The organism is Neobacillus rhizosphaerae, assembly GCF_050477885.1.
GTDB classification, from domain to species: Bacteria; Bacillota; Bacilli; order Bacillales; family Cytobacillaceae; genus Neobacillus; species Neobacillus rhizosphaerae_A.
Genome location: NZ_JBCNAC010000154.1, coordinates 21,951 through 33,240 on the forward strand (window position 1 = coordinate 21,951; position 11,290 = coordinate 33,240).

The 11,290-nt window shown below is 36.0% G+C and carries 11 protein-coding genes and 1 other annotated feature; of the genes, 3 read left to right on the forward strand and 8 right to left on the reverse strand.

What is annotated here, in order from left to right; all coding sequences use genetic code 11:
• Positions 1 to 24 precede the first annotated feature (24 nt).
• Positions 25 to 696, reverse strand: coding sequence for an adaptor protein MecA (gene mecA, locus ABES03_RS21145; RefSeq protein WP_430120414.1), 672 nt, complete (start codon positions 694 to 696; stop codon positions 25 to 27).
• Positions 697 to 1,177: 481 nt separating this feature from the next.
• Positions 1,178 to 1,573, reverse strand: a complete 396-nt coding sequence (gene spxA / locus ABES03_RS21150) for a transcriptional regulator SpxA (protein WP_430120392.1) — start codon at positions 1,571 to 1,573, stop codon at positions 1,178 to 1,180.
• Positions 1,574 to 2,151: 578 nt separating this feature from the next.
• Between spxA and ABES03_RS21155 the strand changes: the two genes are divergently transcribed.
• The gene (locus ABES03_RS21155; RefSeq protein ID WP_430120394.1) at positions 2,152 to 2,337 is read left to right on the forward strand and encodes a hypothetical protein; all 186 of its coding nucleotides are present in this window, start codon (positions 2,152 to 2,154) and stop codon (positions 2,335 to 2,337) included.
• A gap of 42 nt (positions 2,338 to 2,379) precedes the next feature.
• Here the strand turns inward: ABES03_RS21155 and ABES03_RS21160 are convergent, their stop codons facing one another.
• The 5 genes from ABES03_RS21160 to ABES03_RS21180 all read right to left on the reverse strand — a co-directional run bounded on the left by ABES03_RS21160 (position 2,380) and on the right by ABES03_RS21180 (position 8,194).
• A complete protein-coding gene (locus tag ABES03_RS21160; RefSeq protein ID WP_430120396.1) occupies positions 2,380 to 3,318 on the reverse strand; it encodes an ABC transporter ATP-binding protein in 939 nt (312 codons plus the stop codon).
• The gene (locus ABES03_RS21165; RefSeq protein WP_430120398.1) at positions 3,319 to 4,413 is read right to left on the reverse strand and encodes an ABC transporter ATP-binding protein; all 1,095 of its coding nucleotides are present in this window, start codon (positions 4,411 to 4,413) and stop codon (positions 3,319 to 3,321) included.
• A 16-nt stretch (positions 4,414 to 4,429) separates the two neighbouring features.
• Positions 4,430 to 5,458, reverse strand: coding sequence for an oligopeptide ABC transporter permease (gene opp3C / locus ABES03_RS21170; RefSeq protein ID WP_430120400.1), 1,029 nt, complete (start codon positions 5,456 to 5,458; stop codon positions 4,430 to 4,432).
• Positions 5,455 to 6,387: an oligopeptide ABC transporter permease gene (gene opp3b, locus ABES03_RS21175; RefSeq protein ID WP_430120402.1), complete on the reverse strand. Its 933-nt coding sequence runs from the start codon at positions 6,385 to 6,387 to the stop codon at positions 5,455 to 5,457. The genes opp3C and opp3b overlap by 4 nt, the downstream gene beginning before the upstream one ends.
• A 112-nt stretch (positions 6,388 to 6,499) precedes the next feature.
• Positions 6,500 to 8,194 (reverse strand): peptide ABC transporter substrate-binding protein, encoded by a 1,695-nt coding sequence (locus tag ABES03_RS21180; protein ID WP_430120404.1) that lies wholly within the window; start codon positions 8,192 to 8,194, stop codon positions 6,500 to 6,502.
• A gap of 221 nt (positions 8,195 to 8,415) precedes the next feature.
• Here ABES03_RS21180 and ABES03_RS21185 point away from each other — a divergent pair, with 221 nt between their 5' ends.
• Entirely contained in the window at positions 8,416 to 8,781 is a 366-nt protein-coding gene (locus ABES03_RS21185) for a DUF3899 domain-containing protein (protein WP_430120406.1), read from the forward strand.
• Positions 8,782 to 8,825: 44 nt separating this feature from the next.
• Positions 8,826 to 9,076, forward strand: a binding site (T-box leader).
• Between the two features lie 51 nt (positions 9,077 to 9,127).
• Positions 9,128 to 10,117 (forward strand): tryptophan--tRNA ligase, encoded by a 990-nt coding sequence (trpS, locus tag ABES03_RS21190; RefSeq protein WP_430120408.1) that lies wholly within the window; start codon positions 9,128 to 9,130, stop codon positions 10,115 to 10,117.
• Between the two features lie 54 nt (positions 10,118 to 10,171).
• Here the strand turns inward: trpS and ABES03_RS21195 are convergent, their stop codons facing one another.
• Positions 10,172 to 10,918 carry a YjbA family protein gene (locus tag ABES03_RS21195; RefSeq protein WP_430120410.1) on the reverse strand — a complete coding sequence of 249 codons (747 nt, stop codon included), beginning with the start codon at positions 10,916 to 10,918 and terminating at the stop codon, positions 10,172 to 10,174.
• Positions 10,919 to 11,290: the final 372 nt, after the last annotated feature.

Below are 11,290 nucleotides of genomic sequence, written 5' to 3' on the forward strand. Positions count from 1 at the left end.
TCAGTATCGAAATCGGTATGCATACTAGCCAAAATGTTTTCGTAACTCAGCAAAGACATTTTCGGAGATTAATTCTTTCCCATATTCTTGTATACGATGAATGGTTATCTGTGTTTCATAGCCATATTCGAGTAAAATACTTAGAATATCATCAATTTCATCCTCTTCAAACACATCTTCAGGAAATTCTGTATATAGATAGTATTTACCTTCAAAATGATAAAGTGTAGTCACTAAATCATCTAACCCTGGACGGCTTGAAAGCATAATAATATCTTCAAAATCTTTAAAAACGATAAGAAATTCTAAAGTCTCTTCCTCTATGAGGATCTCTTCTTCCTCAAAATGTGTGGGATTGAAATGCTGGTCTAAAAGTTCCTCAATTTTATCATCCACTGGAATATCTTTCATTTTATCACTAGGAAGTGGGAGCTCGAACTTTTGCCCATCTTTAGAAAGCTGTGCTTTAGTAACCAGGACCTCTAACCCCTTCTCAAGGGCCTGAACCTGTATCCAAAGCGGACCTTCAACAACAAATTCCTCTTCGCCATGCACTTCATCCATCATTTCCCAAAAGAGTTCTTCACTTCGTTCACGATTGTACCATATTTCTTCACGGTCAAATCCTCTTTCCTCAATATCTCCATAGGAAATGTAAAATTTAACTGTATTTTCGTTAATACGTTCAATCTCCATCATAACCTCTCCCTTCCGTTTACCATATTGAAGGGACAAAATACCCCCAAGCAGATAATCCATCCTATTTGCCTTCTAAAAAAGGAAATATTCTTGTACTTTCATTTTATGACAAAAGCACTAATATGGGAAATAAAAAAGGTTAAAAACTAAAAAACCATTATAATGCCTATCGGTTATTATTATGATAGTTAATATATTGTAGCAAAATGCCTCTAAAAGAACAAATTTTTTGGATTAAAATTAAAAAGCGGAAGCGCCTCGTTCAGCCCCGACGGGCAAATGTTCTTCGGCGAGAAAAGTCCGCCTTTTGACTTTTCTTGCCGAAGGTTATTTGACCCCGAGCTGTAACAATCATCGCTTTATCAAGCCATGATTGTTACAAGATACTCAAGGTAGATTATTCAGGGTGAAAACTGGCTAGGCGCTGTAGCTAGATTCAAACAACAAAAAAGACCTCCTAATGTGAAGGTCTTTTGATTTAATTAACCATCCGCTGCGCTTCCCTTAGTTGGAATGTGCGAACTTTTCTTGGTAAAAATCGTCTGATTTCATCTTCGTTATAGCCAACCTGTAATCGTTTTTCATCAATAATAATAGGTCGACGCAATAAACCTGGATTGTCTTTAATTAATCCAAACAAATCTTGAAGCGGCATGGAATCTAAGTTGACATTTAATTTTTGGAATGTCTTCGATCTGGTTGAAATAATTTCGTCTGTCCCATCTTCTGTCATTCGAAGAATTGCTTTAATCTCCTCCATGGATAAAGGCTCAGAGAATATATTTCTTTCAGTGTATGGAATCTCATGCTCTTCTAACCATGATTTTGCTTTACGACATGATGTACAACTTGGTGAAGTGTATAGTGTTACCATCCTTGTTCACACTCCTTTATTATTTACGGATGTAATACTTTTATCGATATATAGAAAAAAAACTATTTTTAACTTAAATTTTATAATTGTAACACAGTTGTAATTAAAATCATTATAAATAAGGAATTTCTATCATTATTATACACCACTGATTCTGAAAAAGGTATCCCTTTTTCCAATTATTATAGAAAGGAAAGAAAACATAACTCATACTATATTAGACGAATAATGGGGAGAAAAGTTTCAATAAATTTACGAATTCACCATTAATTTTGCCAAATCAATTGATTTTCTACTTAATATTGTTCGTTTATTATGTCCTGTTTTATGTGGGTTTCTATGTATAATATGGAATTTAATTCTTTGATAAACAATTTTTTTACGGTATTAAGTATTTTATAAGGTTTTTATTCTCAATTAACAACCAGAGATGAAAACGCATACATTTTTGATAAAACTTTGCCAGGTTTCAGCATTTACTCTTTCAATAAAGCCTAAGTTCTTTTAAAATAAGGTGTAGGGGGATATTTAAGAAGATTGATGAATATTTCGATTTGCAAAAATGGAGGGATTATTTCATGGCTGGGTACATAACAGATTTAACACTAGTTGCTTTATTAATTGTGGGAATCACTGCCTTAATGGGTGTTATTACAAACGGTATTGGTGAAAAAGTGTTCGGTGGAAAACACCGAAGTGAATATGTAGACGAGAGTGCAAAATACCAAACAGGCTGGAAGCCTGTTGGTGGAAAAAGAAAATAAATACAAGGAAAAAACGATCTCTAAAAGCGAGATCGTTTTTTTTTAATGCTTAGATTGTGCCTGATATTGTTTGAACTCTTTTTCTGAGCATAAGACAAAATGACCTGGAGTAATTTCTCTAAATTCAACTGCTTCGTTATCATCGTAATTATGAGAAGCGGGATCATATGACTTACGTTTTCTAGTCCGCTCACTGATTGGATCTGGAGCAGGAATGGCTGACAATAATGATTGAGTATAAGGATGAAGAGGATTTTTATAAAGCTCTTCTGCCGGTGCAAGCTCAACCATCTTACCAAAGTACATTACACCAATACGATCACTAATGTACTTAACCATTGAAAGGTCATGTGCAATAAAAAGATAGGTTAAACCTTTTTCTTTTTGCAGCTTCTTCATTAAATTTACAACCTGTGCCTGAATGGAAACATCCAACGCTGAAATTGGCTCGTCTGCAATGATGAATTCCGGTTGAACCGCAAGTGCTCTTGCGATACCTATCCGTTGACGTTGACCGCCACTAAACTCATGTGGATAACGATTGGCATGCTCTCTATTCAAACCAACTGTTTCTAGCAGTTGATATACCTGGTCCATACGATCTTGCTTTGATGTTGCCAAACCATGAATATCAATTCCCTCGGCAATAACATCAGCAATTTTTAATCTCGGATTAAGAGAAGCATATGGATCTTGGAAAATCATTTGCATTTTACGGTTAAAGTCTTTTAATTGTTTTTTAGACTTTTTCCCATGAACGTTTACACCGTCATATAAAACTTCTCCACCTGTTGCATCGTATAGGCGGATAATAGTACGCCCAGTAGTAGACTTACCACAGCCAGACTCACCAACCAGTCCCATAACTTCCCCTTTGTAAATATCAAAAGAGACATTATCAACGGCTTTTACTTCGTTCGCTTTACCCTCGTTAAAATATTGTTTTAAACTTTTAATTTCAAGTAATTTATCTTGAGCCATTTATTTTCCCTCCTTTTTTCCAGGGAATTGCCCAGTGGTCACTTTTTCTAATGTAGCCACACCTGCGTTACCAGCATATTGATTTTGACGTCTCTTTACAGCTTCTGGTGGTTCAACCTTTGGTGCATCCGGATGTAATAACCATGTAGCAGCATAGTGTGTATCAGAAACTTTAAAAAATGGCGGTTCTTGCTCTAAGTCAATTTTCATTACAAATGGGTTACGTGGTGCGAACGCATCACCTTTTGGTGGATCTAATAAATCTGGAGGTGTTCCCGGAATAGAGAATAACTCCTCATCATGTGTATCCATGTCAGGCATAGAACTAATTAATCCCCAAGTATATGGATGTTGTGGATTATAGAAAATTTCGTCCGCCGTTCCAATTTCAACAATCTTTCCACCATACATAACAGCAACACGATCGGCTACATTGGCAACAACACCAAGGTCATGTGTAATGAAAATAATGGATGTATCGATTTTCTTTTGTAAATCTTTCATTAATTCCAGAATTTGCGCTTGTATTGTTACGTCCAACGCAGTTGTTGGTTCATCCGCAATAAGAACTTTTGGATTACATGCTAATGCGATTGCAATAACAACACGCTGTCTCATACCACCTGAGAATTGGTGTGGATACTGGTTCACACGAATTTCAGGTTTTGGAATACCAACTAGCTTCAATAAATCAATGGCTCTTTCTTTTGCAGCATGCTTACTCATATTTTGATGTTTAATTAGCGGTTCCATTATCTGGTTGCCAATTTTCATAGTTGGATTTAAAGAAGTCATAGGATCCTGGAAAATCATTGAAATATCTTTTCCTCGGATTTTTTGCATCTCTCTATCTTTAAGCTTTGTTAAATCTTTTCCGTCAAAAAGTATTTCACCACTTTTTATCTCTGAATTGTGTTCAGGAAGTAGACGCATTATTGACTTAGTTGTTACTGATTTTCCAGATCCTGATTCACCAACGATTGCGAGGGTTTCACCCTTTAATAAGTCGAAACTCACCCCACGAATCGCTTGAACTTCACCGGAAAATGTATGGAATGAGATATTTAAATCTTTTACTTGTAAAATTTTCTCCATTCAGTTCACCCGCCTTTTAATCACGCATTTTTGGATCAAGAGCATCACGTAATCCATCAGCTACTAAGTTAAAGCATACCATAATTAAAGCAATCATAATGGAAGGAATGATCATTTGATATGGGAATGCAATCATCGCTTTATATCCATCATTTACCAATGTTCCTAGAGATGCATTCGGCTCCTGGAGACCTAATCCAATGAAGCTTAAAAATGCTTCAAAGAAAATCGCATTAGGAATAGAGAACATGGTGTTAATGATAATGACACCAAACATATTCGGTATCATGTGTTTAAAAATAATTGAGCTATCAGAGGCTCCAAGTGTTTTAGCTGCTAAAACAAATTCCTGACCCTTAAATTTTAATACCTGTGCACGTACCACACGTGCCATACTAGTCCAACCAGTGATTGTTAAGGCAATAATGATTGGGATAATACCAGGCTTAAGAACAAGGATCATTAATACAACAACAATCAAGTTAGGTATACCAACGATAACCTCAATAATCCGCTGCATTAATCCATCGACTTTTCCACCTAAATATCCAGAAACGGCACCATAGGTGACACCAATCAGCATATCAATTAACGCCGCCATAAAGGCAATGAAAAGGGAAACTTGTGTACCTTTCCAGACACGTGCAAAAAGATCACGACCTAAATTGTCAGTACCAAACCAATAATAGGCATCGACTTTACGAACTTCATATGCGTTATATTCAGTACCGTCTCTCCGCATTAATGTACCATCAAAAGGTAGCCAGTGGACATTTTCTAAACCTTGAATACGCGGTGGAAGGTTATTATGTTTAGTGGTTTGTGTATCGTATGCATATGGCGTTATTAAAGGGCCAATGAACGCCATTAAAATTAATATGACAAGGACAACTAAACTGATAACCGCCCCCCTATTTTTACGGACACGCATCCAAGCATCTTGCCAGAAACTCAAACTTGGCTTGGAAATTTTCTCACTTTTTGATGGGTCTACATGAGCAGGAGCAAACATATCCTTTGAGATGATCATTTCTTTATTGCTCATTTAGTTTTCCCCCCCGAAATACGAATACGTGGGTCGATTATTCCATACAGAATATCAACGACTAATATAATGACTACGAATAAAACGGCAAATAAAATATTTGTCCCCATAATTACCGGGTAATCATTCACACTGATTGATTTAACAAACTGTTCACCTAAGCCAGGAATACCAAAGATTCTTTCAATAACTAGTGAACCCGTCATTAAACCTACAGCCAATGGTCCCAAAACAGTAACAACTGGGATTAAGGCATTTCTAAGAGCATGCTTTACACTAATTTGCCAATAGCTTGCACCCTTTGCTTTAGCAAGTGTTATATAGTCAGAACCTAGCACTTCAATCATTTCAGTACGCATAAACCGCGCTGCGATTGAAATAGGGAACATAGCTAACGCAAGAGTTGGAAGGATGGTATACTCCGGTCCTCTCCAAAACATTACTGGTAACCAACCTAGTTTAACTGCAACGTAATACTGAAGCAGTCCAGCAAAAATAAATGATGGAACTGATTTACCCACTACTGCAATAAACGTAGAACCATAATCCAACCAGGTATTTTGCTTCAATGCAGCAATTACACCAAGGAAAATTCCAAATAGTGCACCAAAAATCATGGCTTCCAATCCAAGTGTTGCGGATGGTCCAATTCGATTTGCGAGAAGTTCTGTTACAGGGGTATTATCAAATTGAAAGGAAATTCCTAAATCACCTTTTACCATTGCACCTAAATACTTAATAAACTGAACAGGCACGGGGTCATTTAACCCATATTTCTCTAGCAAAAGGGTCCGCTGGAATTCTGAGAGTTTTTCAAAGTTATTAAATGGACTTCCAGGAATTAATTTCATGAGGAAAAAGGTAATTGATATAACAATGAAAAGTGTAATTAACATATAAATCACACGTTGCAAGAGATATTTTGCCATGCCTACACCTCCTAATTGATGAAATCTTCAACATTTTTCGACAATTCTCATACAGGTAAAAAGAGAGTATATTGATGAAATATACTCTCTTTCTATTTGATTAGTATAGTTACTATTTTGTGATTTTAATCCACTGGTAACTATAATCTGCACCAAATGCATGGTGAGCGAAACCTTTAACTTTAGGGTTGATTAATAAGTTTACAGAACGTTGGTAAAGTGGTGCAATTGCTGCATCATCTTCTAACAAGATTTTTTCTGCATCTTGTAATGCTTTCCAGCGCTCTTGTGGCTTATCAACTAAATCTTCACTAGCAGCTTTGATTAACTTATCAAATTCTGGATTTGAGTAATCCATGTGTTGTTGCTCTCCACCAGTGATCCAAAGATCCATATATGTCATTGGGTCAGCATAGTCTGGTCCCCAACCACCCATTAATAAATCATATTCGAATTTATTTTCACGAGCGATACGGATTTTGAACGGTACGCTTTCAATTGTAAGCTTTAATCCAGGAAGATTTTTCTCTAACTGGTCTTTAATGAATGCATCTGTTGTTTTAGCAGTTTCAGTGTCTTGACCTACATAAGTGAACTTCACTTCTTTAACACCTAGTTCAGCTAAACCTTTATCCCAGTATTTCTTAGCTTCTTCTTTGTTTGTCTTAGACCATTGGCCTGCAGTATCGCGGAAATCTTTTCCATCTAAGAAAGCGAAACCTTTTGGTACTAAGAAATCAGCTTCGATAGAACCGTTTGCTAAAACATCGTCAACTAATGCTTTTTTGTCTACAGACAATGCAATAGCTTTACGGATGTTTTTATTTTTCAATGCAGGGTTCTTTTCGTTCATTTTCAACCACCAGATTGATGGCTCTTGGTAACGTAATAATTCATCAGATCCTTCATATTGTGAAAGGATTGCAGCTTGTGCAAGCTTTGGTGTAATGTCAGTTTCACCAGCAGTAAATGCGTTAGCAGATGCTTGTGGATCTTTTGACACGTTGAAGTTGATCTTTGTTAAAGTTACGTCTTTAGCATTTGTATAAGTTTCGTTCTTTTCTAATACCCACTCAGTAGCAGTTGGGCCATCCCACTTAGTCATTTTGAAAGGACCGTTGTAAAGTAAGTGAGCAGCATCCTTCGCATAGTCAGCGCCTTGTGCTTCAACAAACTTTTGGTTTTGTGGGTAGAATAATTGGAAAGTGATATAAGACTCGATGTAAGGTAATGCTCTTACAAGAGTAATTTCCAATGTATAATCATCAAGAGCTTTAATTCCAAGGTCTTCAAGCTTTGCTTTACCTTCAGAAATTTCAGTTGCGTTTTTGATTTTGCCCATCATGAAGTATGGACCATAAGGTGAAGCAGTATCAGGATTGATTGCACGTTGCCATGAATATACAAAGTCATGAGCAGTTACAGGGTCACCATTTGACCATTTTGCATCTTGTCTTAATTTGATAGTTAAAACTGTTTTATCATCGTTGTATGTTGGCATACCATCAGCTACACCAGGAACAACCTTTTGGTCTGCATCTAGACGATATAAACCTTCGTTAGTAGCATTTAACATTGTAAAGCCCATTACGTCTTCTGCCATTACACTGTCCATAGTTGGGATCTCAGCAGATTCTAAAACATTAAGAACTTGCTCATCCGCTAATTGCTCTTCAGTGCCTGCATTATTTTTGCCTTCATTTTTGGTTTTGCCTTCGTTTTTCTCACCGCCGCCTGAACATGCTGCTAGGAACATGCTAAGTACTAGTGATAAAACTAAAAGTAGTGAAAGTTTTGATTTCTTCACTTGTAGACCTCCCTTTTCTATTATTCTGAAAAATTACTACATTCTCTATTATACATATTTTGAATTAATTGTACATTATTTTTTATAATTTAATTTACAGATTAGAAACAATTTTTACGTAATCATTACAAATAGCTATGATATAATTTAGACTTATACAGATTTTTATGTATAATAATCGGTAGTTTCCTTTATTAAATCAATGATTTGGAGGTAATATAGTGGATCCTATATTTAAGAAGAAAATTGTTATTCTTGGTCTAACACAATTGTTAATAGTAATAATTTCCTTCATTACCAATAAAGAAATTTCTTTACTTAGCTATATCAATATAACTTTTTATATTTCCTCTATACTCCTGTTAATTTCGTTGCTACTTTACACGATTCATTCTGGTTTTTACGATGTCATAGGGAAATCCTTTAATCTTGCCTTTACAAGAGGGCAAAATAAGAGGAAGTTCGAGGAAATTCCAGCACTATCTGAATTGATTACGATTGATCAAAAGCCCCTCCTTTTTTACGGATTGGTCAATGGATTACTCATGTTAGGAGCCCTATGCCTCTATTATTATTTGCAGACTTGAAACTGATTATGTTCTTCATTTATAATAAAACTTAATCAAATAGATGTAGAGCGATGATAAAGAATAGTACGTATTTTTATTCGGTTAAGAGAGTTTGTGGCTGGTGAAAACAAACACGAAGGAATACGGAATGGACTTTTGAGCTTCTATCCGAACCCTTCATTTAGGAAAATAGGAGTAGTAGGAATAGACGTATACCTTACGTTAGTAGGACTCCAAATAGCTTCTAACTGTTTGGAACTGAGTGACTCAAATGAGTAATTTAGGGTGGTACCGCGAACCATTCGTCCCTATAAATGATAGGGACGAATGGTTTTTTTTATATATTTTTTAGGAGGAAAATTTCATGAAAACAATTTTTTCTGGTATTCAACCAAGTGGTACGATTACACTCGGGAACTATATAGGGGCAATGATGCAATTTGTTGAGTTGCAACATGAATATAATTGCTACTTTTGTATCGTAGACCAACATGCCATAACAGTTCCCCAAGACCCAGTGACACTTCGTAAAAATATTAGAAGTTTAGCTGCGCTATATATTGCTGTTGGGATTGATCCAAACAAGGCCTCTTTATTTATCCAATCAGAGGTACCCGCACACGCTCAAGCAGGATGGATGATGCAATGTGTCTCTTATATTGGAGAATTAGAAAGAATGACACAATTTAAGGACAAATCTACAGGTAAAGAAGCGGTTTCAGCTAGTCTATTGACCTACCCTCCACTAATGGCGGCAGATATTTTATTGTATAACACAGATCTTGTTCCAGTCGGCGAGGATCAAAAGCAACATATGGAATTAACACGTGACTTAGCAGAAAGATTTAACAAAAAATACAATGATATCCTTACTGTACCTGAAATCAGTATTCCTAAAATTGGCGCTCGAATTATGTCACTCCAAGAGCCTACCAAAAAGATGAGTAAATCAGACCCAAATCAAAAGTCTTTTATTACTCCTTTAGATGAACCTAAACAGATTATCAAAAAAATAAAAAGCGCTGTTACGGATTCAGAGGGAATTGTCAAATTTGATAAAGAAAATAAACCTGGTGTTTCCAATCTGCTTTCCATTTATTCAATTTTGGCTAAGAAACCTATTGCTGAAATTGAGGAAATGTATATTGGCAAAGGATATGGAGAGTTTAAAGGTGATTTAGCTGATGTAGTGGTTAATGTCTTTAAACCAATTCAAGAGAAATATTATAACTTAATGGAATCAAGTGAACTGGATGAAATTTTAGATCGCGGAGCAGAAAAGGCAAACATAGTGGCAAACAAGACTCTTAAAAAGATGGAAAACGCCATGGGTCTTGGCCGAAAGAGAAAATAAAGTAAAAAAACAAAAGCCTGATCCAAAAGGATTTATTCCTTTTGGATCAGGCTTTTAGTTTACTTTAGGACCATGCTCCATTTCCCAAAGCTTCTCAAAAAATGGCTGTCCCTTAATTAAATTTTCACAAAAGGTTTCATGCCGTTTAGACCAGCCGTACTTTGCTTCCTCAAATAGCTGTTCCCATGCTTCCTCAAAATTCAATTCTTGAATAGTAGAATATTTCTCAGGACACCATTCTGTAAACCAATACCTTACCTCTGCTTCATTATTCGATGAAAGCAATTGATCAAGTGCCATGAACAATAGTTGCTTTAACTGTCGTTCCTTTCTCGTCAATCCTCTCATCAAATCTGGTTCAGGTGAAAGAATATGAAAATCCTTTGTTTTCGGTTGTCCATAAAAATGATATTTTTTAGCTTCATGCTGACTAATCATTTCGTAAACAAGCTGTTCCTGTCTTGGAATTAGTCTGCTTTTTCGAATGGGGATGGTATAGCCAATTGTATCTACTGCTAAAATCCCTGTTCCGTCTGTTACAACGAAACAATAATCAAGCTGGACTCTTTCATGGTTTTTCCTTAAATATGCTTTCTGAAAAATATCATCTAGGAGCTGTTGAGGTAATTCTGATAAATCATTCTCGATGTAGTTAAATAGAATCGGCTCGATTTTTAAAAGTGGTACTTGGTCCAACAATTCCACTCCATCATCCTTACGCCATTCATGAAAGTGGCATACATTATAACCGTTTTCTTCTCCTTCAAACCAATTTACCCAAACATCATGAAGATACAACATTTTACAACCCCTCACTTCAAAAACTGTTTGTCAATCAGTATGGGCAGACCTTAGTTAAATTATTCCTTTATATATATTTTGCACCATCTGTATTTATTAATTTTTATATACTTGTCCTATTAATTTATCCTATGTATATGGTGCGTCTCCTATATTTATGTTAGGAAATATATTGGTACATAACTTGGGTTCATAGACTCCTTCTATGTAACCTTCTTCTCTTTCCTTCAGCCAGTTTGGGCTCATAGACCGTTTCTATGCGACCTTTTTCTCTTTCTTTCAGCCAGTTTGGGCTCATAGATCGTTTCTATGCGACCTTTTTCTTTTTCTTTCTGCCAGATATGGCTCATAGACTGCTTCTATGCGACCTTC